Source organism: Streptomyces sp. NPDC001709, from assembly GCF_053596375.1.
In genome coordinates this window covers 172,765-198,126 of sequence record NZ_JBSFGB010000011.1, presented here as the reverse complement: position 1 = coordinate 198,126, position 25,362 = coordinate 172,765, and the positions used below count along the sequence as shown (strand labels likewise).

The 25,362-nt window shown below is 69.9% G+C and carries 21 protein-coding genes; 9 read left to right on the top strand and 12 right to left on the bottom strand.

Translation table 11 applies throughout. From position 1 onward, the window contains the following. Positions 1 to 4 precede the first annotated feature (4 nt). Positions 5 to 382, bottom strand: a complete 378-nt coding sequence (locus ACWC0C_RS18870) for a phage holin family protein (protein ID WP_365176286.1) — start codon at positions 380 to 382, stop codon at positions 5 to 7. 59 nt (positions 383 to 441) lie between these two features. Between ACWC0C_RS18870 and ACWC0C_RS18865 the strand changes: the two genes are divergently transcribed. The 4 genes from ACWC0C_RS18865 (at position 442) to ACWC0C_RS18850 (ending at position 2,821) form a co-directional block, all read left to right on the top strand. After that, positions 442 to 759 carry a cupin domain-containing protein gene (locus ACWC0C_RS18865; protein WP_031164408.1) on the top strand — a complete coding sequence of 106 codons (318 nt, stop codon included), beginning with the start codon at positions 442 to 444 and terminating at the stop codon, positions 757 to 759. Between the two features lie 150 nt (positions 760 to 909). After that, positions 910 to 1,122 (top strand): DUF5326 family protein, encoded by a 213-nt coding sequence (locus tag ACWC0C_RS18860; RefSeq protein WP_449195055.1) that lies wholly within the window; start codon positions 910 to 912, stop codon positions 1,120 to 1,122. Positions 1,123 to 1,342: 220 nt separating this feature from the next. After that, positions 1,343 to 2,284, top strand: a complete 942-nt coding sequence (locus ACWC0C_RS18855; RefSeq protein WP_450864908.1) for a helix-turn-helix domain-containing protein — start codon at positions 1,343 to 1,345, stop codon at positions 2,282 to 2,284. 99 nt (positions 2,285 to 2,383) lie between these two features. Continuing rightward, a complete protein-coding gene (locus ACWC0C_RS18850; protein WP_449195057.1) occupies positions 2,384 to 2,821 on the top strand; it encodes an SsgA family sporulation/cell division regulator in 438 nt (145 codons plus the stop codon). A gap of 397 nt (positions 2,822 to 3,218) precedes the next feature. Here ACWC0C_RS18850 and ACWC0C_RS18845 read toward each other — a convergent pair whose 3' ends face one another. Next, complete coding sequence (locus ACWC0C_RS18845) at positions 3,219 to 4,709, bottom strand: YibE/F family protein (RefSeq protein WP_450864932.1); 1,491 nt, start codon at positions 4,707 to 4,709, stop codon at positions 3,219 to 3,221. A 251-nt stretch (positions 4,710 to 4,960) separates the two neighbouring features. Between ACWC0C_RS18845 and thiC the strand changes: the two genes are divergently transcribed. After that, complete coding sequence (gene thiC, locus ACWC0C_RS18840) at positions 4,961 to 6,745, top strand: phosphomethylpyrimidine synthase ThiC (protein WP_449195058.1); 1,785 nt, start codon at positions 4,961 to 4,963, stop codon at positions 6,743 to 6,745. Positions 6,746 to 6,927: 182 nt separating this feature from the next. Here the strand turns inward: thiC and ACWC0C_RS18835 are convergent, their stop codons facing one another. The 3 genes from ACWC0C_RS18835 to ACWC0C_RS18825 form a co-directional block, all read right to left on the bottom strand. After that, positions 6,928 to 7,788, bottom strand: a complete 861-nt coding sequence (locus tag ACWC0C_RS18835) for a hypothetical protein (protein WP_449195059.1) — start codon at positions 7,786 to 7,788, stop codon at positions 6,928 to 6,930. A gap of 180 nt (positions 7,789 to 7,968) precedes the next feature. Next, positions 7,969 to 9,048 (bottom strand): metallophosphoesterase, encoded by a 1,080-nt coding sequence (locus tag ACWC0C_RS18830; protein WP_449195060.1) that lies wholly within the window; start codon positions 9,046 to 9,048, stop codon positions 7,969 to 7,971. A gap of 358 nt (positions 9,049 to 9,406) precedes the next feature. Then, positions 9,407 to 10,519, bottom strand: a complete 1,113-nt coding sequence (locus ACWC0C_RS18825; protein ID WP_449195061.1) for a LacI family DNA-binding transcriptional regulator — start codon at positions 10,517 to 10,519, stop codon at positions 9,407 to 9,409. A 431-nt stretch (positions 10,520 to 10,950) separates the two neighbouring features. On the opposite strand from ACWC0C_RS18825, the gene hisC reads away from it, so the two are divergent. Then, positions 10,951 to 12,030 (top strand): histidinol-phosphate transaminase, encoded by a 1,080-nt coding sequence (gene hisC / locus ACWC0C_RS18820; protein ID WP_450864907.1) that lies wholly within the window; start codon positions 10,951 to 10,953, stop codon positions 12,028 to 12,030. A 13-nt stretch (positions 12,031 to 12,043) separates the two neighbouring features. On the opposite strand, the gene ACWC0C_RS18815 is transcribed toward hisC, so the two are convergent. Then, positions 12,044 to 12,421, bottom strand: coding sequence for a cyclophilin-like fold protein (locus ACWC0C_RS18815; protein ID WP_449195063.1), 378 nt, complete (start codon positions 12,419 to 12,421; stop codon positions 12,044 to 12,046). Positions 12,422 to 12,629: 208 nt separating this feature from the next. On the opposite strand from ACWC0C_RS18815, the gene ACWC0C_RS18810 reads away from it, so the two are divergent. From ACWC0C_RS18810 to cydD, 3 genes are read left to right on the top strand one after another with little or no spacing between them, the layout of a single operon-like run. After that, positions 12,630 to 14,138 (top strand): cytochrome ubiquinol oxidase subunit I, encoded by a 1,509-nt coding sequence (locus ACWC0C_RS18810; protein WP_449195064.1) that lies wholly within the window; start codon positions 12,630 to 12,632, stop codon positions 14,136 to 14,138. 15 nt (positions 14,139 to 14,153) lie between these two features. Then, positions 14,154 to 15,173 carry a cytochrome d ubiquinol oxidase subunit II gene (gene cydB, locus ACWC0C_RS18805; protein WP_450864906.1) on the top strand — a complete coding sequence of 340 codons (1,020 nt, stop codon included), beginning with the start codon at positions 14,154 to 14,156 and terminating at the stop codon, positions 15,171 to 15,173. A 59-nt stretch (positions 15,174 to 15,232) separates the two neighbouring features. Continuing rightward, positions 15,233 to 18,748, top strand: coding sequence for a thiol reductant ABC exporter subunit CydD (cydD, locus tag ACWC0C_RS18800; protein ID WP_450864905.1), 3,516 nt, complete (start codon positions 15,233 to 15,235; stop codon positions 18,746 to 18,748). A 132-nt stretch (positions 18,749 to 18,880) separates the two neighbouring features. Here cydD and ACWC0C_RS18795 read toward each other — a convergent pair whose 3' ends face one another. The 6 genes from ACWC0C_RS18795 to ACWC0C_RS18770 form a co-directional block, all read right to left on the bottom strand. Continuing rightward, the gene (locus ACWC0C_RS18795; RefSeq protein ID WP_450864904.1) at positions 18,881 to 19,768 is read right to left on the bottom strand and encodes a Cof-type HAD-IIB family hydrolase; all 888 of its coding nucleotides are present in this window, start codon (positions 19,766 to 19,768) and stop codon (positions 18,881 to 18,883) included. Positions 19,769 to 19,840: 72 nt separating this feature from the next. Continuing rightward, positions 19,841 to 20,743, bottom strand: coding sequence for an LLM class flavin-dependent oxidoreductase (locus ACWC0C_RS18790; protein WP_449195068.1), 903 nt, complete (start codon positions 20,741 to 20,743; stop codon positions 19,841 to 19,843). 113 nt (positions 20,744 to 20,856) lie between these two features. Then, positions 20,857 to 21,417 carry an RNA 2'-phosphotransferase gene (locus ACWC0C_RS18785; protein WP_449195069.1) on the bottom strand — a complete coding sequence of 187 codons (561 nt, stop codon included), beginning with the start codon at positions 21,415 to 21,417 and terminating at the stop codon, positions 20,857 to 20,859. 129 nt (positions 21,418 to 21,546) lie between these two features. After that, complete coding sequence (locus ACWC0C_RS18780; protein ID WP_450864903.1) at positions 21,547 to 22,485, bottom strand: MerR family transcriptional regulator; 939 nt, start codon at positions 22,483 to 22,485, stop codon at positions 21,547 to 21,549. Positions 22,486 to 22,709: 224 nt separating this feature from the next. Beyond that, positions 22,710 to 24,464 (bottom strand): SDR family oxidoreductase, encoded by a 1,755-nt coding sequence (locus ACWC0C_RS18775; RefSeq protein ID WP_450864902.1) that lies wholly within the window; start codon positions 24,462 to 24,464, stop codon positions 22,710 to 22,712. Further along, on the bottom strand, positions 24,461 to 25,303 hold the full coding sequence (locus ACWC0C_RS18770) for a M24 family metallopeptidase (RefSeq protein ID WP_450864901.1): 843 nt from the start codon (positions 25,301 to 25,303) through the stop codon (positions 24,461 to 24,463). The genes ACWC0C_RS18775 and ACWC0C_RS18770 overlap by 4 nt, the downstream gene beginning before the upstream one ends. Positions 25,304 to 25,362: the final 59 nt, after the last annotated feature.

Genomic DNA, 25,362 nt, shown 5'->3' with positions numbered 1-25,362 from the left:
GCGCTCAGTCCTCGTCGGGCAGGACGACGTGCAGCGCCCAGGAGACGACGGAGACGATAAGGCCGCCTACGACGGCCGTCCAGAAGCCCTGTACGTGGAAGCTCAGGTCGAGCTTGCCGCACACCCAGGACGTCAGCAGCAGCATCAGCGCGTTCACGACCAGGGTGATCAGGCCCAGGGTCAGGATGAACAGCGGGAAGGTGAGCACCTTAACGATCGGCTTGACCAGCCAGTTCACCAGGCCGAAGACCAGCGCGACGACGATGAGCGTGCCGGCCTTCTTCGCCGTGCTGTCACCGGTAAGAGTGATCTTGTCCAGCAGCCACACGGCGACCGCCAGGGCGCCCGCGTTGGCGATTGTCTTGACTACGAAATTCTTCATGTGTCTGATCGTGGCAGACCCGATCGGAACCGAGCAGTGAGACGAGGGCGACAGCGGCGATGAAGGCATTCCGGCTGGACGAACTGGAGGCGGAGCGTGCCGCCAACGAGGGGGCCTACCTTCAGTTCCTGCGGGAACGGAACATGTCCGTCGGCCTGTACGCCCTCAACGCGGGCGAGCACGACCCGCAGAAGCCGCACAGCCAGGACGAGGTGTACTTCGTCGTGAGCGGCCGGGCGTCGATCACGGTGGGGCTGGAGACGACCGAGGTGGCGCGCGGCAGCGTGGTGTACGTGCCGGCCGGGGTCGCCCACAAGTTCCACCACATCAGCGAGGACCTGAGGGTTCTGGTCGTGTTCTCTCCGCCCGAGGCGTGAGACCGGGCCTCGGGGTTCCCTAGGGGACGGGTCAGGGGAGGACAAGGGACGCGAGGCCCCCGCGGGACCCCCTGCCGGCCCTAGCATCGAGTGCAGGACATCAACGCCGTACGAGAACACAGCCGTACGAGAACGCAAAGGACGAGGGCGATGCGAGAGATCTTCACGGGACTGCCGTGGTGGGTGAAGTGGGTCGCGGTGCCGATCATCGCCCTGGTCGTGTTCGGCGGCCTGATAGCGACCGTGCTCACCATTGTGATCGGCCTGCTGTTCAAGGCACTGGTTTTCGTCGCCCTGGTCGGCGGACTCATCTACATCGTTCGCAAGTTCATGTCGAACTCCTCGTCACGCAGCGACTGGTGACGGCTCACGGGGACCGGTGACAGGCAACGGCGTCAGCCGTTCCCGGCAAGGCGATCACCGGTTTCCCTCGGGGGAGGGAAGTTTCCCCGTGGGGCCGTCTGCGCGCGGTGGCGGAGGGTTAGAGTCCGGAACTCCCGCGGGGCCCGGCCCCGTGGGCGGCGCAGATCCCCTCCGTGCTCTTCCTCCGCACGGGCTGCCCCTCGCGCTCCGGGAGTGATCCTTGGCCACGGCTGACACCGCACCGGCAGAACCCCACGCACCCCCCACCGCACCGCGCTCCTGCGCACCCCCCACCCAGCGGCCGCCGACCGTCGCGGTCCCCGAACAACCGCACCCCACCGGCGCCCCCGAGCCACCCCGCCGGATCGACGCTTGCGGCCCACCGCACCCCGCCGATTCCCCCGGCCCGTCGGCCGGTACGACGCTCATCGGATCCGTCCAGCGCGCCATGCGCCTGCTGGAGACCGTAGCCGCGCACACCTACGGCGCCCCCGCCAAACAACTGGCCCGCGAGACCGGCCTCGCGCTCCCGACGACTTATCACCTGCTGCGCACCCTGGTGCACGAGGGCTATCTGCGCCGTGAGAAGGGGTTGTTCTTCCTCGGTGACGCGGCCGAACGGCTGGGCAGCAGCGGGGCGCAGCAGAAACGTCGCAGCGCGGTGGCGGACACACTCGCGCACTGGCGCGACTCCATTGGTGTGCCGGTGTACTACGCGATGTACCGGGACGGTGAGATCGAGGTCATGTGCGTCTCCGACTCCCCCGAGGCACCGGCCGTCGAGGAGTGGGCCGACTTCCGCGAGACCGGTCATGCGCACGCCATCGGGCAGTGCCTGCTCTCCCAACTGGACGAGGACGCCCGCCGCGACCATCTCGCCCGCTATCCCGTGCAGTCGCTCACGCCGTACACCGTGCGTGACAATGACGCCCTGTTGCGGCGGCTGGCCCGGATGCCGCGCATGGAGCCGGTGGTGGAGCGCCAGGAGTACGCGCTCGGGACCGTCTGCGCGGCGGTCCCGATCACGGTGGGCACCACCGTGGCCACGATGGCCATGTCGCTGCCCGTCCACCAGGCCGACCGGCTGTTGCCCGCCGCCCATCGGCTGCAGACCGAGATCGGGCGGCACCTGGGAACGCTCACCCTCTCTATCAGTATCTGAAAACTTACTCCTTGTGATCTCCCGTGTACGTTCAGCAAGATTTGACCACCGTTAGAGGGATCACTCCCGGCCAGTCGACGTCATATGACGGGGTAGGCGATGCGCGAGTCCGTACAGGCAGAAGTCATGATGAGCTTTCTCGTGTCGGAGGAGCTCTCCTTCCGCATCCCGGTGGAGTTGCGCTACGAGACCAGTGATCCCTATGCCGTCCGGCTCACCTTCCATCTGCCCGGCGATGCCCCGGTCACCTGGGCGTTCGGGCGCGAGCTGCTGATCGACGGGGTCGGCCGGCCGTGCGGCGAAGGGGATGTGCGTATCGCCCCCGCCGATTCCGAGGTGCTGGGCGAGGTGCTGATCAGGCTTCAGGTCGGCAGCGACCAGGCCCTGTTCCGCTCCTCCACACCGCCGCTCGTGGCCTTCCTGGACCGTACGGACAAGCTCGTGCCGCTCGGTCAGGAGGGCGCGCTGGCCGACTTCGACGCTCATCTGAACGAGGCCCTGGACCGCATCCTGGCCGAGGAGCAGAGCGCCGGCTGAAGCGTTACGGCATGGGGCGCCGGGCGCTCCGCCGTGCCGCGTGGAAGTGCGCAGGAACGCTTCTGCGTGGGATGTGAGGGTCCGGGGGCGAAGTCTTCTGTGCGGGACCATCCGGAGCCCGGGGTTCGCCTTCGGTCGATTCGCCGTGTCGGCATCCGTGTCGGCCGACGTCGTGTCCGGCATCCCAGCCGGCCGATTCGCCGCGTCCGGCAACCGAGTCGGCCGATTCCCCGTGCCGCTGTCTGACCCTGGCGGGCCGACCGCGTCTCGCACCACCCCGGCCCAGATGACCGCGCCCGGCCGCACACCCGAGGAGGCGTCGGCGGTCTCGGCCGGGCCCGCCGTGTCCGGCGTCGGCGGCTTCGGCCGGGCCCGCCCTGTCCGGCACCGGCCGGGCTTACCGCTTCCGGCGTCGCCCCCGCCCGCCGCGTGCCGGTACGGGCTGTGTTCTGGCCGGTCCCGGGGTTTCCGGGCCGGGGCGGTCGGCCGAGACCACGAGGGCGGCGAGTGCGGTGGTGACCGGGACCGAGGCGACCAGACCGATCGAGCCCACCAGCGTGCGCACGATCTCCTCGGCCACCAGCTCGCTGTTGGCCACGGTCCCGACACTGCTCTGCGCGATAGAGAACAGCAGCAGCAGCGGCAGCGCGGCACCGGCGTAGGCGAGGACGAGGGTGTTGACCACGGACGCGATGTGGTCGCGGCCGATGCGGATGCCCGCCCGGTACAGCCCGCGCCAGCCCATCGACGGATTGGCCTCGTGCAGCTCCCAGACGGCCGACGTCTGCGTCACGGTCACGTCGTCCAGGACGCCTAGCGAGCCGATGATGACGCCCGCCAGCAGCAGGCCGCTCGTGTCGATCGACGGATACAGGCCGTGGATCAGGCCGGTGTTGTCGTCCGTGTTGCCGGTCAGCGCGGCCCAGCCGATGAACAGGGAGCCGAGCACGCCGATCAGTGACAGCGAGATCAGGGTGCCGAGCACCGCCACCGATGTGCGGGCCGACAGACCGTGACACATGTACAGGGCGATCAGCATGATGGCACTCGACCCGACCACCGCCACGAGCAGCGGGTTCGAACCCTGGAGGATCGCGGGCAGGATGAACAGCGTCAGCACCAGGAAGCTCACGGCCAGGGCGACCAGCGCCATGACACCGCGCAGCCTGCCCACCACCACGACGGCGAGCGCGAAGATCCCCGCGAGCAGCGTCATGGGAAACTTCCGGTTCACGTCGGTCACCGAATACTGCAGGTCCTTCGGTGCCGAGGGCTCGTAGGCGGCCACCACCTTCTCGTCCTGGTGCAGCTGCCGGGTCTGGTCCGGCTGCACGATCTCGGTGAACGTACGGCCCTTGTCCTTGCCGGTGTCGACCCGGACGGTCGCCTTCTTGCAGGTCCCTTTCGACTCCTGTTCCGCCGAGGTGCCCTCGGCGGTGGAGGTGTCGCCGGTCGGGGTGTCGCCGGAGGCGTTCACGGACTTGCAGCTGACCTCGACGACCCTGGTGACCGTTGCCTGCTGCGTCTCCCGGTCGAAGCCGACGCCGGTGCGCTTGTGGTGCGGGGCTCCCCCGGGCCACAGCACCACCATGCCGACGACGACCGCCGCGGCGAACGGGACCAGGATCGCGGCGATGACCTTGCGGAGGTGCTTGGAGACGGGGGCGGCGGGCCCGTGGCTATGCCCGTGCCCATGCGCACGCTCGGGCTCGTGCTCATGCCCATGCTCGGGCCCGCGCTCATGCGCATGCCCCTCGCCGTGACCGCGGCCGTCGTCCCCGCCGGGGCGGCTGCTGCCGGTCGTACGGCTCTCGTGGCCGTAGCCGCCGTCCTGCCCCGCGCCGGCTCCATGGCGCGGCTCGGGCGGCCGATACGGGTACTGCTCCAACCTGGTCACCGCCTGATCATCGCAAGAACGGAAGGGGGCCCACTGTTCACCGCGCCACATATGACGCTAGCGTGGAGGCACCTTTGCACACGCGGGAGCTCGGAGCACCGGGCTGAGAGGGCGCTGACCTCCGTACACGCGATGTTTCACGTGGAACAGTCAATGTTCCGCGGGAAACGTCGACAGACGGAAACCGCTGCGTCGACCGCCGAACCTGTTACCGGGTAATGCCGGCGTAGGGAGTAGGTCTCATGACCAACAAGGACGCACGCACGCCTGCCTCCGTTCAGGACGACAAGTCCCAGGAGGCCGGGAAGTCCATCGGCTGGCACAAGGCGTACGTCGAGGGTTCGCGCCCCGACCTGCGCGTGCCGGTCCGTCAGGTGCACCTCACCAACGGGCAGTCGGTCACGCTGTACGACACGTCGGGCCCGTACACCGATCCACTCGTCGACACAGATGTCCGCAGGGGCCTGCCCCCGTTGCGGGAGAACTGGATCATCGCCCGTGGCGACACCGAGGAGTACGCGGGCCGTCCCGTCCGCCCCGAGGACGACGGGCTCAAGCACACCTCGCCGCGCGGCGGACTGCGCAACCTGGACGCCGTCTTCCCCGGACGGCCGCGCCAGCCGCGCCGGGGCCGCAGCGGTGAGGCGGTCACGCAGCTCGCGTACGCCCGCCGGGGCGAGATCACCCCGGAGATGGAGTACGTGGCCATCCGGGAGAACGTCTCTCCCGAGGTGGTCCGCGAGGAGATCGCGGCAGGCCGGGCCGTGCTGCCGGCCAACGTCAACCACCCGGAGATCGAGCCGATGATCATCGGCAAGCGGTTCCTGGTGAAGGTCAACGCCAACATCGGCAACTCCGCGGTGACCTCCTCCATCGAGGAGGAGGTGGAGAAGATGACCTGGGCGACCCGGTGGGGTGCCGACACGGTCATGGACCTGTCCACCGGCCGCAACATCCACACGACCCGCGAGTGGGTGCTGCGGAACTCCCCCGTCCCCATCGGCACAGTGCCGCTCTACCAGGCCCTGGAGAAGGTCGACGGCAGGGCCGAGGAACTGACCTGGGAGATCTACAAGGACACGGTCATCGAGCAGGCCGAACAGGGCGTGGACTACATGACGGTCCACGCGGGCGTCCGGCTGCCGTACGTGCCGCTTACCGCCAACCGCAAGACGGGCATCGTCTCGCGCGGCGGCTCGATCATGGCCGCGTGGTGCCTGGCGCACCACAGGGAGTCGTTCCTGTACGAGAACTTCGAGGAACTGTGCGAGATTCTCGCCGCCTACGACGTCACGTACTCGCTGGGCGACGGCCTCAGGCCGGGTTCCATCGCGGACGCCAACGACGAGGCACAGTTCGCGGAATTGCGAACTCTTGGGGAACTCAACCGGATCGCCAAGCGTTTCAATGTGCAGACGATGATCGAGGGCCCCGGTCACGTCCCGATGCACAAGATCAAGGAAAACATCGACCTCCAGCAGGAGATCTGCGATGAAGCTCCGTTCTATACGCTCGGCCCGCTGACCACGGACATCGCGCCGGCGTACGACCACATCACCTCCGGTATCGGCGCCGCGATGATCGCCTGGTGGGGCACGGCGATGCTCTGCTACGTCACGCCCAAGGAGCACCTGGGCCTGCCCAACCGGGACGACGTCAAGACCGGCGTCATCACCTACAAGATCGCCGCGCACGCGGCCGACCTCGCCAAGGGGCACCCGGGCGCCCAGGAGTGGGACGACGCACTGTCCGACGCCCGCTTCGAATTCCGGTGGGAGGACCAGTTCAACCTGGCTCTGGACCCGGACACAGCGCGGGAGTTCCACGACGAGACCCTGCCGGCCGAGCCCGCCAAGACGGCCCACTTCTGCTCCATGTGCGGGCCGAAGTTCTGCAGCATGAAGATCTCGCAGGACATCCGCCGCGAACACGGCGGCAGCCGGGCCGAGATCGAGGAGGGTATGGCCCAGAAGTCGAAGGAGTTCGCGGCGAGCGGGAACAGGGTGTACCTGCCGATCGCCGACTGAGACGGACGCGATGAACCGGCCGCGCCAGCACGTCCGCAGAGGCGGCCGGTGCGGTCGAAACGGCGGGATGGCGGCTGACCGGGGTGGTTGCGCCACACCGGTTGGCCGCTCGGCCCGCCGCCCGGTCGGGCCCCATGGTGATCAGCGGCGCGAGTCGGGGCTGTTCAGGTGTTGATGCGGGGTTACTCGGGCTGGTGCTCCGGGCCGCCGAAGTCCGGGCTTGTGTAGTCCGGGCTGGTGAAACTCGGGCGGCCGGGCTCGGTGCCGTCGTCGGGGCTGCTGAATCCGGGGCGGTCGTATCCCAGGCGGGGCATACGGCCGCGCGGGGTGGGCGGGGTCGTGTGGCGCAGGGCGGCAGCCCCGGGCTCGGCGAGCGCCTCCGTCAGGAACGGCAGGATGCCGCGCTGCAGCAGGGCGTCCCGCCAGGCCTCCCTGGCGCTGTCCAGTTCCCGGTGCGCCGCGTCCAGCGCCTGGGCCTGGGGCGAGCTGCCGTTGCGCAGCGCGGTGAGGAGCAGTCCGACGGCGGCGAGGAGGATCGTGGCCGCGGTCACCGCACCGAACACCCAGCCGGCGGTGAGCATGGTCTGGGCGAAGGCCTGTCCTGGGCTCAGGGTCTTCAGGATGTAGCCGACGAGCAGGAATATCGCTGCGGCGGTTCCGGAGAGGACGGGAGCGAGGACGGCGATGACCGCCACGGCGCCCGCGCCGGTGTTCTCGTCCGCCTCGCCGAAGGTGGTGTCGAGCCCGGGCGTGGCCGGACTCTGGTCCACGGGACCGGAGCCACCGGTGGCCGAAGGGGTCATCGCCGGCTGACGCAGTTCCTGGCGGACCTTCACATAGTGCTGGTATTCGGCCGCGGCGGCGGCCGTGATCAGGGCGCTGGCGTTGAGCGCCATGGTGCGCAGTTGTTCGGGATTGAGCCGCTGTCCGACAGCGGCCAGTTCCGGCCGGTGTGGCGCGGAGCGCAGCGCCTCATCGAGGAGCCGCTCGAATTCCTGGCGGTCCTCGCTCTGCAGGTGCTGCGGAACGCTGTTCATGTGCATCCCCCGATGCTCCGTAGGGCTTGGGGCTCGCACGCCGGCGAGCCGTCGGGCAGAAACGGAGGGGAGCCTGCTACGGATAAGCCGATGGTAGAGCCGTGACGGCGCACGGTGACAGGGGTTGCCGGAAATTGCCCTCCGGCCGGTGTGTACTCCGTCGGGGGGCGCCTGCCCCCGGAACGGTCAGGTAGTCAGGGGGAGCTGTCGGACCAGTAGCTTTCCGGCCATGGTCACCCCGCCGTCCATCGCGATGGCGAGGCCGTCGGCGTAGACGTGCGGTCCCTCGACGGCCGGGCCGGAGCCCTCCTCGCCGTCCTCGGAGCCGACCTCGCCGAGGAGGTAGGGAATCGGGCTGTGGCCGTGAACGATGCGGGTGCCGCCATACGTATCGAGGAGGGAGCGCACGGCGTCGGCGCCGCCCTCGTCGCGGAAGGAGAAGCGCTTGGTGAACTTGCGGAACAGATCCCAGCACTCGTCCGCGTCGTTGCGGGTGAGGGTCTCGCGGACGGTGTCGTTGACCGCCTCGATGGAGTCGCCGTAGTCGAGGTAGGCGGTGGTGTCCGAGTGCACGAGCAGATAGCCGTCGACCTCCTCGACGGCGTCGAGCCGGGCCATCCACTGCAGATGGTGGTCCTGGAGGCGGTCCATGTCGGTCTTCTGACCGCCGTTGAGCAGCCAGGCCGCCTGGAAGGTGGCAGTGCCCGCACCGGAGTTGACGGGGGTGTCGCCGAACCGCTTGGCGCCGAGCAGCAGCAGCTCGTGGTTGCCCATGAGGGCCTTGCAGTAACCGCCCGCCGCGGCGGCCTCGGCGGACAGCCGCATCACCAGGTCGATGACGCCGATGCCGTCGGGCCCGCGGTCGGTGAAGTCGCCGAGGAACCACAACCGGGCAGTGCCCGCGCACCACTGGCCCGAGGCGTCGATCAGCCCCTGTTCCTGCAGGGCGGTCACCAGTTCGTCGAGGTATCCGTGGACGTCTCCGACGACGAACAGCGGTCCGGGGCCGGTAGTGGGCTGCGGCGCCGGGGCCGCGGGTGCCGGTTCGACGCGGACCTGGACCGTCTCGGTGCGGGTGATGACCGGAAGGTCGCGCTGCGTGGGTGTGTAGCCGTCGGGGTACGCCTCTTCGGCGGGCGGCGCGGTGTCGCCCCGGGGGGCGGCCTGGACGTACGGACCGGTCTCGTGGACGTACGCAGGTACCCGGAAGTCGCGCAGCGTCGCCGTCCGCTCCACTTCGGGTCCCTGACCGGCCCCCTGAGTCATCAGACCCCTCCACCATCGCGCCGCATCTGCACCGCTTCGGACTGCCTGGTCGCAGCGGTCCACGGTGTCGTGGGCCCATCATAGGAATGCGCGTCGCGCCGTGTGATGACCCAGGGGTGGTGAATCGGAACAAGACTCCAGTTCACTGCGGCTTTCGCCCCGTTTGGGCAGGTGTTCGGCCGACCCTGCGCCGACCGGAGCCACCCGGCCGACGGTCGCCGGCCCGCCGCGCGCGCTCCATCGGCCGGCGCGGGTGCGGGGTGAGCGCCCCGCTTTCGGCGCTGCTTTCCGTCCGCGCTGTTTCCCGACCGCGCTCTTGATCGTCCTGCTGTTCCTCGTCCCGCTGTTCCTCGTCCCGCTATTTCTCGTCCGGCGTCCGCGGCGGGCTGACCGTCGTGCGCGGCGAGCGCCGCTGGGAGGAGGTGCGCACGATCAGCTCGGTCGGTATCACCTGCTCGACCGGCTGGTCCGACTCCACGCCCTCGATGGCGTCGATGAGGAGCTGCACCACCGCGGTGCCGATACGGCGGGGCTTCAGGGAGAGCGTGGTGATGGGCGGCTCGGTGCTGGCGTAGACCATGGACTCGCTGCAGCACACCAGCAGCAGGTCGTCGGGGACGCGGAGCCCGTAGCGGCGGGCGGCGGCCAGCAGGTCGGTGCCGTTGGGGTCGAACAGGCCGTAGACCGCGTCGGGCCGGTCGGGCCGGGCCAGCAGCCGGTCGGCGGCGACGGCGCCCGCGCACGGGTCGTGCGCCGGGTAGGCCTCGTAGACCGGGTCCTGGCCGACCCGCTCGCACCAGCGCAGGTAGGCGGTGGTGGACAGGTGGGTGTAGGTGTCCGTGGTCGTGCCCGTGAGCAAGCCGATACGGCGGGCGCCGGCGTCGGCGAGGTGGTCGAGGATGCCGAGTACGGCGGCCTCGTGGTCGTTGTCGACCCATGCGGTGACCGGCAGTGAGCCGGCCGGGCGGCCGTCGGAGACGACGGGCAGTCCCTGCCGGACCAGTTCGGTCACCACGGGGTCCTGGTCGGAGGGGTCGATGACAACGGTGCCATCGAGGGCGACGTTGGACCACACGTCGTGTCGGGAGGTGGCGGGCAGGATGACGAGGGCGTAGCCGCGGGCGAGCGCGGCCGAGGTGGCGGCCCGTGCCATCTCGGCGAAGTACGCGAACTCCGTGAAGGTGAAAGGTTCATCCCCGTACGTCGTCACGGTCAGACCGATCAGGCCCGACTTGCCGGTACGGAGGGTGCGGGCGGCGGCCGAGGGGCGGTATCCCAGCCGGTCGGCGACCTCGCGGACATGGCGGCGGGTGGCGTCCGGGAGCCGGCCCTTGCCGTTGAGGGCGTCGGAGACGGTCGTGATGGAGACTCCGGCGGCGGCGGCCACGTCTCTGATGCCCGCCCGGCCCGGCCGGCTGCCTCGACGTGAGGTTTCCGCGCGGCTCACCTGGTGCTTCCCTGCTGCTGTCATGGCGAGCCGATAGTAGGGCTCATGTGGTGGGGTAGTGCGGACGCATATGCACGCGTTGACAGGCACGTTTCTGCATGGTCACGAGGCATCAACTGCCTTGGAAAGAAAGGAAGTTGAACGATTCTGCGGCAGGACCTGACTTGTCAACGCGTATGGACCTGCCAAGTGCCCCATGTCTCGAAGAGGTCTCAACTCACCTGCACGGGGGATGCGCGCCACGGCGCGAGCCACCGGCGCATAGATATATGTATGGCGCGCCCCCTGATACGTACGCCTTCGTATGGCGATGCCCGTGATGGCGCTCGGGGCGGATGCGGCTCACGTATTGCAGGTTCGCGACCTGTACGCACCGGGGCCGAATCCTCATAAGGTGAGGAGTATTGGAAGCCGGCGGCGTCGACGGTCCGCCGGTGATCGCGAGGAGGACTGTGGTGAGCGAGACGAGCCCCAAGCTGCGCGCCGAGCTGGAGGGTATCCCCACCTACAAGCCGGGCAAGCCCGCCGTGACCGGCGGGCCGGTCGCCTACAAGCTGTCCTCCAATGAGAACCCCTACCCGCCGCTGCCCGGTGTGATGGAGACCGTGACGGCGACCGCCGCCAACTTCAACCGCTACCCCGACATGGCCTGCGCCGGGCTGATGGACGAGCTGTCGGAGCGCTTCGGCGTCCCGCTCTCGCATCTGGCCACCGGTACGGGCTCGGTGGGCGTCGCCCAGCAGCTCATCCAGGCCACCAGCGGTCCCGGCGACGAGGTGATCTACGCCTGGCGTTCCTTCGAGGCGTACCCGATCATCACGCAGATCAGCGGCGCCCGGTCGGTGCAGGTGCCGCTCACGCCCGGCGATGTGCACGACCTGGACGCGATGGCGGACGCGATCACCGACCGGACCCGTCTGATCTTCGTCTGCAACCCCAACAACCCGACCGGCACGGTGGTGCGGCGGGCCGAGCTGGAGCGGTTCCTGGACCGGGTGCCCGGCGATGTGCTGGTGGTGCTGGACGAGGCCTACCGCGAGTTCATCCGCGACCCCGAGGTGCCCGACGGCGTCGAGCTGTACCGGAAGCGGCCCAATGTCTGCGTCCTGCGCACCTTCTCCAAGGCCTACGGGCTCGCCGGGCTGCGTGTCGGTTTCGCGATCGCCCATGACCCGGTGGCGGCGGCGCTGCGCAAGACGGCTGTGCCCTTCGGGGTCAGCCAGCTCGCGCAGGAAGCGGCGATCGCTTCGCTGCGGGCCGAGGACGAGTTGCTCGGCCGGGTCGGCTCGCTGGTGTGCGAGCGCACGCGCGTGGTCGACGCGCTGCGCGCGCAGGGCTGGACGGTGCCGGAGACGCAGGCGAACTTCGTCTGGCTGCGGTTGGGGGAGCGCACGGTTGCGTTCGCTCAGGCCTGTGAGCAGCACGGGGTGGTGATCCGGCCGTTCCCGGGCGAGGGTGTGCGGGTGACGGTCGGAGAGACCGAGGCGAACGACATCTTCCTGAAGGTGGCGGAAGGGTTCCGTAAGGAGCTGTAGTCCGGCGCGGGTTCTACTCGTCGATCAGTTCCACCCGGATGGGGTCGCCGTTTCGTACGGTCGCCAGAGCGCGGGCGTCCCCGTCCAGGCTCCCCAGGACATTGCACGGGCTCGCGAGGCGGCACTCGTCGCCTCGCGAGATCGGCGTGGGGCCGTAGGGGAGGGCGAGCGCGTCGCCGTCCGTCCAGAAGGCCACCGTGCCCGGCTCCACGACCTGCCGGGCATCCGTTTCACGTGAAACAGAGACACCTGTGTCGAAATAGACCTCCTCGCCCCATGTACAGGCGCTGGAGGTGAGCGGCAGCGCCTTGGCCAGGGCCTGTGCGGTCGCTGTGTCTGCGTCGAGGGTCGCGGTGATGTTGCCCGCGGGCCAGGAAATACGTATCTGCATGGCGCGCAATTCAACAAGATGTTGAAGTCGCTGCCAAGGCCTTGACGCGGAGGCGAAGGGGGGACCCCCCGTTGGTTGCCGAAAATCAGTGAGTCATAATGGCTTGTGAATGTGAACGCGTTCACAAGCGCGTCCCGATTGCCCTGTATGTGCGCGATAAACAGGGCAAACCGCCGCTGTACCACGGCGTAGTAAGGAGAGTGACGACGTGGACCTGGCTCTGGCGCCGGAGACACTGGCGCGCTGGCAGTTCGGCATCACCACCGTCTACCACTTCCTGTTCGTCCCGCTGACCATCTCGCTGGCCGCCCTCACGGCCGGGCTGCAGACGGCCTGGGTGCGCACGGAGAAGGAGAAGTACCTCAGGGCGACGAAGTTCTGGGGCAAGCTCTTCCTGATCAACATCGCCATGGGCGTGGTCACGGGCATCGTGCAGGAGTTCCAGTTCGGCATGAACTGGTCCGACTACTCGCGCTTCGTCGGTGACATCTTCGGCGCCCCGCTCGCCTTCGAGGCGCTGATCGCGTTCTTCTTCGAGTCCACCTTCATCGGCCTGTGGATCTTCGGCTGGGACAAGCTGCCCAAGAAGATCCATCTGGCCTGCATCTGGATGGTCTCGATCGGCACGATCCTGTCGGCGTACTTCATCCTCGCGGCCAACTCCTGGATGCAGCACCCGGTCGGCTACAAGATCGACAAGGCGAAGGGTCGCGCCGAGCTGACCGACTTCTGGGCCGTGCTCACCCAGAACACCGCCCTCAGCCAGGCCTTCCACACCTTGTCCGCGGCCTTCCTGACCGGTGGTGCCTTCATGGTGGGCATCGCCGCCTACCACCTGGCCCGCAAGAAGCACATCCGCGTGATGAAGACGTCGCTGCGGCTCGGGCTGGTCACCGTCGTCATCGCCGGTCTGCTGACCGCGATCAGCGGGGACACCCTCGGCAAGGTCATGTTCAAGCAGCAGCCGATGAAGATGGCGGCCGCCGAGGCGCTGTGGGACGGGCAGAAGCCGGCACCCTTCTCGATCTTCGCCTACGGCGATGTGGAGAAGGGCCACAACACCGTGGCCATCGAGATCCCGGGTCTGCTGTCCTTCCTCGCCGACGACGACTTCTCCTCGTACGTCCCCGGCATCAACGACGTCAACAAGGCAGAGCAGCAGAAGTTCGGCCCCGGCGACTACCGGCCCAACATCCCCGTCGCCTTCTGGGGCTTCCGCTGGATGATCGGCTTCGGCATGGCCTCCTTCGCCATCGGCCTGGCCGGACTGTGGCTGACCCGCAAGAAGTTCATGCTGCCGCAGCATCTGCGGGTCGGTGAGGACGAGGTGCCGCATCTGGTGCTGTTCAAGAACGAGGCGCTGAGCCCGAAGCTCACGCCCTGGTACTGGCGCATCGCGACCTGGACCCTGGCCTTCCCGCTGATCGCCAACTCCTGGGGCTGGATCTTCACCGAGATGGGCCGCCAGCCGTGGGTCGTCTACGGCGTCCTGCAGACCCGGCACGCGGTCTCCCCCGGCGTCTCCCAGGCCGAGGTCCTCACCTCGATGATCGTCTTCACCTCGCTGTACGCGATCCTCGCCGTGGTCGAGGTCAAGCTGCTGGCGAAGTACGTCAAGGCCGGCCCGCCCGAGCTGACCGAGGCCGACCTCAACCCGCCCACGAAGATCGGCGGCGACACCCGTGACGCCGACAAGCCGATGGCCTTCTCGTACTAGGCCGGGGGAACAGTCATGGAACTTCACGACGTCTGGTTCGTCCTGATCGCGGTCCTGTGGACCGGCTACTTCTTCCTGGAGGGCTTCGACTTCGGAGTCGGCATCCTCACCAAGCTGCTGGCCCGCAACCGGCCGGAGCGGCGGGTGCTGATCAACACCATCGGGCCCGTCTGGGACGGCAACGAGGTGTGGCTGCTCACGGCCGGCGGTGCGACCTTCGCCGCGTTCCCGGAGTGGTACGCCACCCTCTTCTCCGGCTTCTACCTGCCGCTGCTGATCATCCTGGTCTGCCTGATCGTCCGGGGTGTCGCGTTCGAGTACCGGGCGAAGCGGCCCGAGGAGAACTGGCAGCGCAACTGGGAGACGGCGATCTTCTGGACCTCGCTGGTCCCGGCGTTCCTGTGGGGCGTGGCCTTCGGGAACATCGTGTGGGGCGTGAAGATCGACCAGCACTTCGACTACGTCGGCAGCGTCTGGGACCTGCTCAACCCCTATGCCCTGCTCGGCGGACTGGTGACGCTCACGCTGTTCACCTTCCATGGAGCGGTCTTCACCGCGCTCAAGACCGTGGGGGACATCCGGGTACGGGCGCGGAAGCTGGCTCTGTGGGTCGGTCTCGGTGCGGCCGTCGTGGCGCTCGCCTTCCTGTTGTGGACGCAGGCCCACAGCGGAGACGGCAAGAGCTTGATAGCCCTCGTCGTGGCGGTCGCCGCCCTGGTGGGAGCCCTGGTGGCCAACCAGTTCGGGCGTGAGGGATGGGCGTTCGCGTTGTCCGGCGTCACCATCGTGGGCGCCGTGGTGATGATCTTCCTGTCGCTCTTCCCGAATGTCATGCCGTCCACACTCAACGGGGACTGGAGCCTGACGGTCACCAACGCCTCGTCGAGCCCCTACACCCTCAAGATCATGACGTGGCTGGCGGCCATCGCCACGCCCCTGGTGCTCCTCTACCAGGGCTGGACCTACTGGGTGTTCCGCAAGCGGATCGGTACGCAGCACATCGCTCCCGATGCTGCGCCCGGCGCCGCACACTGAGTCCGCCGAGGGTGTGTTTCACGTGAAACACACCCTCTGGACCGAAGGGCACGTTTCACGTGAAACCAATCGATCCACGTCTGCTGCGGTACGCCCGCGTCACGCGCCTCTTCCTCGTGGCGGTCGTCGGCCTGGGTGCTGTCGGGGCGGGGCTGGTCATCGCCCAGGCGATGCTCATCGCCGAGATCGTCGTCGGAGCCTTCCAGCACGGGCAGTCTGTAGCTCAACTGCGCGCTCCCCTGCTGCTGTTGGCGGTCGTGGCCGTGGGCCGGTCGGTTGTCGCCTGGCTCACCGAACTCGCCGCCCACCGGGCGAGTGCGGCGGTGAAGTCCGCGCTGCGAGGCCGGCTTCTCGACCGGGCGGCGGCGCTCGGCCCCGGGTGGCTGGCGGGGCAGCGCACCGGTTCGCTGGTCACCCTGGCCACGCGTGGGGTCGATGCCCTTGACGACTACTTCTCGCGCTATCTGCCGCAGTTGGGGCTCGCGGTGGTGGTGCCGGTGGCGGTGCTGGCGCGGATCGTCACGGAGGATTGGGTGTCTGCGGCGATCATCGTCGGCACCCTGCCCCTCATCCCGCTCTTCATGATGCTGATCGGCTGGGCCACCCAGTCCAGGATGGACCGTCAGTGGCGGCTGCTGTCCCGGCTGTCCGGGCACTTCCTGGACGTGGTCGCCGGGCTGCCCACGTTGAAGGTCTTCGGCCGGGCCAAGGCTCAGGCCGAGTCCATCCGCAGGATCACCGGCGAGTACCGGCAGGCCACGCTGCGGACTCTGCGGATCGCCTTTCTCTCCTCGTTTGCCCTGGAGTTGCTTGCCACCCTGTCCGTTGCCCTGGTCGCGGTGACGATCGGGATGCGGCTCGTGCACGGTGACATGGATCTGTACGTCGGTCTGGTGATCCTCGTGCTGGCCCCCGAGGCTTATCTGCCGCTGCGCCAGGTCGGTGCGCAGTACCACGCGGCGGCCGAGGGCCTTGCCGCGGCGGAGGAGATCTTCACGGTGCTGCAGACCCCGGTTCCGGCGTCCGGAACCGGAGCGGTGCCCGCGGGTGCGGTGGCCTTCGAGGGGATCACCGTTCGCTACCCCGGCCGTTCCATGGACGCGGTGACGGACGTGTCGTTCAGCGTCGAGCCCGGTGAGACGGTCGCGTTGGTGGGGCCGAGCGGGGCGGGCAAGTCGACGCTGCTGAACGTGCTGCTCGGGTTCGTCGAGCCCGCCGAGGGGCGGGTGCGGGTCGGGGGAGCCGATCTCGCGGACCTCGACCTGGATGAGTGGCGGTCGCGGATCGCGTGGGTGCCGCAGCGGCCGCATCTGTACGCCGGGACCATCGCGGAGAACGTACGGCTGGCCCGGCCCGACGCGGACGAGGGTGCGGTACGGCGGGCGCTGCGGGATGCCGGTGCGCTGGAGTTCGTGGATGCGTTGCCCGAGGGGGCGGACACCGTGCTCGGCGAGGACGGGGGCGGGCTGTCGGCGGGTCAGCGGCAGCGGTTGGCTCTTGCGCGGGCCTTTCTCGCGGACCGGCCTGTGCTGTTGCTGGATGAGCCGACGGCCTCGTTGGACGGGGGTACGGAGGCGGAGGTCGTGGCGGCGGTGCGGCGGCTTGCAGCGGGCCGTACGGTGCTGCTCGTTGTGCATCGGCCGGCGTTGCTGGAGATTGCCGGTCGGGTGGTGCGGCTGGAGTGTGCGGAGTCGTTGAGCGCCCGGAGCGGCAGTCGGCCACCCAGGGGGCTGGTGTCCGGGCTCGGTGGGCCGGAAGGGGGCCCGTCGGACTCTGGGCTCGGTGGGCCGCAGAGTGGTTCGGGCGGGGTCGCTTCGGTGCGTCACCGGCGTGTGCTTGCGCGGGTTCGTGCGCTTGCCGGGCCTCGGCGGGGGCGGTTGGTGCTGGCGTTGGTGCTCGGCACCCTTGCGCTGGGTAGTGCCGTGGGGTTGATGGCGACCTCGGGGTGGCTCATCTCGCGGGCCTCGCAGCAGCCTCCGGTGTTGTACCTGATGGTGGCGGTGACGGCCACGCGGGCCTTCGGGATCGGGCGGGCCGTCTTCCGGTACGCCGAGCGGCTGGTGTCGCACGACGCCGTGCTGCGCATGCTGGCCGACACCCGGGTCGCCGTGTACCGGCGGCTGGAGGCACTCGCGCCCGCCGGACTGCGGACCGCCCGGCGCGGTGATCTGCTGACCCGGCTGGTCGCGGACGTCGACGAGCTCCAGGACTACTGGCTGCGGTGGCTGCTGCCCGCCTCGGTCGCCGTCGTGGTCTCCGCGGCCTCCGTCGGCTTCACGGCCTGGCTGCTGCCGGAGGCGGGGGCCGCCCTGGCGGTGAGCCTCGTGGCGGCCGGGGTCGGTGTCCCGCTCGTCACCGCGGCCGTGGCCCGGCGGACCGAGCGACGGCTGGCTCCCGCCCGAGGCACCCTCGCCACCCGCGTCACCGACCTGCTCACCGGCACCGCCGAGCTGACCGTAGCCGGTGCGCTGCCCGCCCGTACGGGCGAGGCCCGGCGAGCCGACGGCGCCCTCACCCGGATCGCCTCGCGCGCTGCCGCCGTGACCGCGCTCGGCGACGGGCTCATCGCGCTGATCTCCGGCCTGACCGTCACGGCGACCGCGCTGCTCGGCGCCCAGGCAGTGGCCGCGGGTCGGCTCGGCGGCGTGGCGATGGCCGTGGTCGTCCTCACTCCCCTGGCCGCCTTCGAGGCCGTACTCGGGCTGCCGCTCGCCGTACGCCACCGGCAGCGGGTGCGGCGCAGCGCCGAGCGCGTCCATGAGGTGCTGGACGCTCCGGAGCCCGTGCGGGAGCCCGAGCGGCCCCGGCAGGCGCCCGCCTCGCCGTTCCCGGTGGTGGTCAAGGGGCTGGCCGCGCGGTATGAGGGGCAGCAGAGGGAGGCGCTTGCCGGCTTCGAGCTCACGCTGCGGGAGGGGCGGCGGATCGCGGTGGTCGGGGCGTCCGGTTCCGGCAAGACGACCCTCGCGCAGGTGCTGCTGCGCTTCCTGGACCCGCAGGAGGGCTCGTACACGCTCGCCGGTGTGGACGCGTACGCGCTGGCCGGTGACGACGTACGGCGGCTCGTCGGGCTGTGTGCGCAGGACGCGCATCTCTTCGACAGCTCGGTGCGCGAGAACCTGCTGCTGGCCAGGAAGGACGCCACCGAGGCCGATCTGCGCCGGGCGCTGGACCGGGCCCGTCTGCTGGACTGGGTGGACGGGCTGCCCGATGGCCTGGACACGCTGGTCGGTGAGCACGGGGCGCGGCTGTCGGGCGGTCAGCGGCAGCGGTTGGCGCTGGCCCGCGCCCTGCTGGCCGACTTCCCGGTCCTGGTCCTCGACGAGCCCGCCGAGCATCTGGATCTGCCGACGGCCGACGCGCTGACCGCCGATCTGCTGGCCGCCACTCAGGGCCGTACGACGCTGCTGATCACCCACCGGCTGGCGGGACTGGAGGCCGTGGACGAGGTGATCGTGCTCGACGCGGGCCGGGTGGTGCAGCGGGGCACGTACGCGGAGCTTCTCGCGGCGGACGGGCCGCTGCGGGGGCTGGCGCGGCGGGAGGCGGAGGCGGAGTCGCTGGTGGGGGCGGGGTGAAGGGCACCTCGGTTCGCGGCTCCGGCGGACGGGACGACCGCCCGCCGTATCGGCCGGTTCCCGGATGGGCGCAAGGGGCTGCTCGGCGCGCTCATCCGGAACCCGGATCCGGTTCTGCCGGCCTGCGGTGCTTCAGTAGCGTGCCGCGAGCAACTGCTCGATCACGACCGCGACACCGTCCTCGTTGTTGGCGACCGTATGGCCCGATGCTGCGGCGATGACGTCCGGGTGGGCGTTGCCCATCGCGTACGACTGGCCGGCCCAGGTGAGCATCTCGACGTCGTTGGGCATGTCGCCGAAGGCGACGACCTCCTCGTGCGAGATACCGCGCTCGGCGCAGCACAGGGCGAGGGTGCTGGCCTTGGAGACGTCGGGGCCGCTCAGTTCCAGCAGGGCGCTGGGGCTGGAGCGGGTGACGTTGGCGCGGTCGCCGATCGCGAGCCGGGCGAGGGTGAGGAAGGCGTCCGGGTCGAGATCCTGGTGGTAGGCCAGGATCTTGAGCACGGGCTGGTCGGCGTCGGGGCCGTCGGGGGCGAGGAGTTGCTCGGCGGGCAGGAGGTTGTCCGGTATCTCCATGTGCAGCTTGGGATAGTCCGGCTCCTGGTGGAAGCCGTAGGTCTGCTCGACCGCGAACACCGTGCCCGGCGCCGCCTCGCGCAGCAGCCGTACGGCGTCCAGGGCGTTCGCGCGGGCCAGTTCGCGCACCTTGACGAAGCGGTGGGTGCCGGGGCCGCCGTGCAGGTCGACCACGGCGGCGCCGTTGCCGCAGATCGCCAGGCCGTGGCCGTGGACGTGGTCGCTGACGACGTCCATCCAGCGGGCCGGGCGGCCGGTGACGAAGAAGACCTCGATGCCCGCCTCCTCCGCGGCGGCCAGCGCGGCGACCGTGCGTGAGGAGACCGACTTGTCGTCGCGCAGCAGCGTGCCGTCGAGGTCGGTGGCGATCAGCCGCGGTCGTACGGCGGCGGACGGGGTCCCGGGCTGTCTGGTCGCTGAGGTCACCCGGCCATTCTCGCGCATATGCCAGCACGGCCGTGCGGGACTGCGCACAGATGAGACACAGATGACGCTCGGCCCCCGTGGCCGTACCGGTCAAGCCAGTTGGGCGGTGGTCTCCATGGCGATCTGCTCGAAGACCTTCTCGTCCGTGGCGAAGTCGGAGTCCGGCACGGGCCAGTGGATCACGATCTCCGTGAAGCCCAGCTCCTGGTGCCGGCCGGCGAAGTCCACGAAGGCGTCCAGGGACCGAAGCGGCCGGGCGCGGTCCGGGGTGAAGCCTGTGAGCAGGATCTTGTCCAGGCCTGCCACGTCCCGCCCGGCGTCCGCGCAGGCCTCGGACAGCTTGGCGATCTGCCCGCGCAGGGCCTCTACCGACTGCTCCGGGGTGCCCGACTCGTACAGCTTCGGGTCGCCCGTGGTCACCCAGGCCTGTCCGTGCCGGGCGGCGAGCTTCAGGCCGCGCGGGCCGGTGGCCGCCACGGCGAACGGCAGTCGGGGCCGCTGCACACAGCCCGGGATGTTGCGCGCCTCGTGCGCCGAGTAGAAGCGGCCCTCGTACGACACCGCGTCCTCGGTGAGCAGCCGGTCCAGCAGCGGCACGAACTCGGCGAACCGGTCGGCGCGCTCGCGCGGGCTCCACGGCTCCTGGCCCAGCGCCGAGGCGTCGAAGCCGGTGCCACCGGCGCCGATGCCGAGCGTGATCCGGCCGCCGGAGATGTCGTCGAGGGAGATCAGCTCCTTGGCGAGGGTCACCGGGTGCCGGAAGTTAGGTGAGGTCACCAGCGTCCCCAGGCGCAGCCGCTCGGTGACGCCGGCGGCGGCGGTCAGCGTCGGGACCGCGCCGAACCACGGGCCGTCACGGAAACTGCGCCAGGACAGGTGGTCGTAGGTGTACGCGGTGTGGAAGCCGAGCTGCTCGGCCCGCACCCAGGCCGAACGGCCGCCTTCGCTCCAGCGGCGGTAGGGCAGGATCACGGTGCTCAGACGCAGACTCATGCGTCCGAGAGTAAGCGGCCCCACTGACAACCGGCCAAACAATCACCGTACGCCGCTGATCGGCCACGGGGTGAGCAGGATCACGGGTACGCCCGCTCGAAGGGGGCCTCGTGTCAGTGGGGGCCCGGAAACCGCAGGTAGCGCGGTGGTACGGCCCTGGTCAGCCAGACGCCGTTGGCGCTGACGTGGAAGACGTGTCCGTCGCGGTGCATGGCACCGGCGTCGACGGTGAGGACCACGGGGCGGCCGCGGCGGGCGCCGACCCGGGTGGCGGTCTCGCGGTCGGCGGAGAGGTGGACGTCGTGTCGGCTCATGGGCCTGAGGCCGTCCGCGCGGATCGCGTCCAGGTTGCGGGCGACGGTGCCGTGGTAGAGGTACGGCGGCGGGGTCGCCGGGGGCAGGCCGAGGTCGACCTCGACGCTGTGGCCCTGGCTGGCGCGGATGCGGTTGCCGTCGATCGCGAAGCGCTGTTTGTCGTTGGTGGCCACCACGTGGTCCAGTTCCTCGCGGGTGAACCGGAAGCCGTGGGCGGTGGCCGCGGCGATCAGGGTGTCGATCTCCACCCAGCCGCCCGGGTCCAGGGTCAGGCCGATGCGCTCCGGCTGGTGGCGCAGGTGTTTGGAGAGGTACTTCGACACCTTCACGGTGCGTCTCTCGTCGTGTCTTTCGGTCATGCGTCCAGCGTGCGGGAGAGACGCGGATCACGCAGGTTTTTTTGTTCGTAGGTTTGATCCACAACCAACTGAGGTTATCCACAGGGGAATTGACATGTCTGTGGACAAGTGGCGTACCTCTTCGGGTGATTAGTGAACTTCCGTGTCCTGTACGACACCTGAGGTCAGGCGGTCCAAACCACGTGCTCTCACCTCGCGTTCGGCCGCCAGTGCGATGAACTCGGCAGTGTGTTCACGTCCAACGAGCCTCTCCACAGCCTCGATCGTCTCGGCGGGAAGAGTGACGGAACGGTCGCCGGCAGGCTCGTCCACCGGCTTCTCCGTACCCAGGTGTGTGCGCAGATGCCGGGTCGCCAACGAGCGCATGGCACGGGCCAGTTCGACTTCCATCGTCTGCTGGGCCAGTGGGCGCAGACGGCGCACGAGTGAGGCTGCTTCCGCCGCGTGTGCATCTGTACGGTGCTCGGGGTCGTCCAGATAGCGGGCGAAGACGTACTCGGTGGTGAACTCCAGGAATCGGGCGGCGATGTGCTCGACCTGACCCCTCAACTCCCGTAGATGGCCCGAGATCGCGGACAGGGGAACTCCGGCCTCGTGCAACTCGACGGCGACGGAGAGCTCTTGGGGGCTCGGCACGAGGAACGTGTCGGGGTCGCCGTCGATCCGCTCCAGCACGCCGAGTTCGACTGCCTCGGTCACGGCGTCGTCGTCCGGCGTGCCGCCGAAGCGGGCGTCCAGGTCGGTGCGGGTGATGCGGTCGGGGCGTTCGTCCGTCCACGGCCCTTCCACCTCGGTGACCAGGCCGAGGACGCCGCCCAGGCCGCGGCCGGTGTCCCAGGCGTCCAGCAGCTCCTTGATCGAGGCCAGGGTGTAGCCGCGGTCGAGGAGGTGGGCGATCTGGTGGAGCCGGGTGATGTGGGCCTCGGAGTAGTGGTTCGCGCGGCCCTGGCGTTCCGGGCGGGGGAGGAGGCCGCGGTCCTGGTAGGCGCGGATGGTTCTCACCGTGGTGTGGGTTTGGTGGGCCAGGTCCTCGATGCGGTAGGTCTTTTGGGCCGGGGGGTCGGACATGCTCGGGTTCCTCGACTGCTGGCCGGGGTGTGGGCTGGGCGGGGGTCGGGCCGCTCGCCGGTGCTTGCCGGGTGCCGCTCTGCGTGGGACGGGCGCCGCCCCGCGGTACGACTGCCCGCGGCTGCGGTGCCCCGAAGGGGCGCGGGGGACTGCGCGACCAGCCATGGCGTGCCCGCACTCGGCAACGGTTCTGCACCCCCCTGGCGGCGCGGCCCCCTCCGCCCTCACAACTTCGGCTCGACCCGTGCCAGTCGGCGCAACGCCCTCGGCGCGAAGCGTGACAGCAGATGGGCGCCCCGGGCCTCCGGCGTCACCGGCACCACGGCCCTGTTGTGGGTCACGGCGGTCAGGATCGCCTCGGCGACCTTCTCCGGGGGGTAGTTGCGCAGGCCGTACAGGCGGGCCGAGTTCTTCTGGCGGCGGCGTTCTTCCTCCTTGTCGACGCCGGCGAAGCGGGCCGTGGAGGTGATGTTGGTGTTGACGATGCCGGGGCATATCGCGCTCACCCCGATGTCCTGCCCGGCGAGTTCGGCGCGCAGGCACTCGGAGAGCATCAGCACCGCCGCCTTGGACGTGCTGTAGGCGGGCAGGGCGCGAGAGGGCTGGAAGGCGGCCGCCGAGGCGATGTTGACGATGTGGCCGCCCTGGCCGCGTTCGGCCATCCGCGCGCCGAAGAGGCGGCAGCCGTGGATCACGCCCCAGAGGTTGACGTCCAGGACCTTGCGCCAGTCGTCGGTCGTGGTGGCGAAGAAGGAGCCGGACAGGCCGATACCCGCGTTGTTGACCAGCACGTCCAGCACGCCGTACTCGCGGTGCACCTTCTCGGCGAGCTTCTCCATCGCCTGCTCGTCGGAGACGTCGGCCGTCTCGGCCCAGGCCTCGGGCGCGCCGATGAGCCGCGACAGCTCGGCGGTGCGGGCGGCGGCCTCGGCGTCGCGGTCGACGGCCACCACGCGCGCGCCGGCCTCGGCGAACGCGAACGCCGTGGCCCGGCCGATGCCGCTGCCGGCACCGGTGATCAGCACCAACTGCCCGCCGAACCGGTCGGCGTGGCGGCCGGTGGCCTTCGGCTCGGGGCGGCCACCGTCCACAGACATGATGAATTCCTCGATCCAGGAAGCGAGTTGACCAGGGCGGGTGCGGGGGACCCAGTGCCTGGCCGGGAGTGTGCGGCGGGTCAGCTGGGGCACCCACTGCTCCAGGTCGTCGTAGAGCCGCTCCGAGAGGAACGCGTCGTCCTGGGGCGTGATGAGCTGCACGGGCGCGTGCGCGTATGCGTCGGGGCGCGGCCTGCGCAGCCGGGCGCGGACGTTGTCCCGGTACAGCCAGGCGCCGTGCGCCGCGTCGGAGGGGAGGGAGGCGGTCGGGTAGTCGGCGGCGGTGACCTTCTCGACCCGCTCCAGGACCTTGGGCCAGCGCTTGCCGAGCGGGCCGCGCCAGGCCAGCTCCGGCAGGACCGGCGTGTGCAGCAGGTACACGTACCAGGACTTGGCGCCCTGGCCGAGGAGCTGGCCCACCCGGCGGGGCGTCGGGCGCTTCACGCGCGCGCTGATCCAGTGTCCGAAGTGGTCCAGGGACGGGCCGGAGATCGAGGTGAAGGAGGCGATCCGGCCCTCGGTGCGGCCGACCGTGACGAACTCCCAGGACTGCACCGAACCCCAGTCGTGCCCGACCAGGTGCACCGGGCGGTCCGGGCTGACCGCGTCCACGACGGCTAGGAAGTCGTCGGTGAGCTTGGGCAGGGTGAAGCCGCCGCGCAGCGGCTTGGGCGCCGTCGAGCGGCCGTGGCCCCGGACGTCGTACAGGACCACGTGGAAGCGGTCGGCGAGGCGGACGGCGACCTCCGACCAGACCTCCTTGCTGTCGGGGTAGCCGTGCACCAGCACCACCGTCGGCTGCTGCGGGTCGCCCAGTTCGGCCACGCACAGCTCGACCCCGCCGGTCGCCACCCGGCGCTCCCGCGCACCCTTCAGCGTCACTTCTCCTCCGCCCAGCGCCGCACGTGCGGCAGATCGTCGTCCAGCCAGAACGCGCTCTGCTCAGGGTCCTTCGAGTCGGTGACCACGAGGATCTCCTCGAACTTCGCGCCCGTACCCCGGAAGCCGAGGTGGGGTTCGACCGCCCACAGACCCGGCCGCGGCGGGTGGTCGGAGAAGCGGTACGGCGACCACAGGGGGGACCAGCCCTCGCGGTGGCCGTGCAGCGCGTCGGCGGCGAGACCCTTCAGGGACTGCGTACCGAATCCGAACAGATGGGGGGAGAAGCGGCGCTGCTTCACCCGGTCCACCTTGTGGGCGATCACGCCGAACGGGTACGCACGATGCCGGTTGGCATAACCCTGGCGGACCATGAGCCGGTCCACGTGCTCGTAGATCTCGCGCAGCGGGCGCCGCTCGCGCACCTCGCGCAGGATGAGCTCGCGGTGCGCCTCCAGGTCGGCCATCAGCCGGTCCTGCACCGGGTTCACGCCGAGCGAGCCCGAGTAGCCGATGTCCGCCGTGTAGCCCTCGTAGACCGGCGCCATGTCCAGGATGAACGGCATCCCGGGCTCCAGGGCGCGGTCGGTGGGGAAGAACTGCAGGGGTATGCGGAAGTTGACGAACGCGGTGCGGTCGCCGAACCACGCGAAGGGGAGGTGGAACCAGTCCCGCACCCCGTGCTCGCGCAGCCATTCCCGCTGCATCCGCGCCGCCTCGCGCTCGGTCACGCCCGGCTCCAGCCGCGCCGCGACCGCCTCCGCGCACTCGTAGGCGAGGCGCTGCACTCGCCTGAATCCCCGCAGCTCAACGGAGAGTTCGCTGCTCACTGCCGTCGTCATGCCGCCTCGTCCCGTCGTGCCGCCGACTCGCCGTCGACTGCGGTACGCGTCCGTAACTT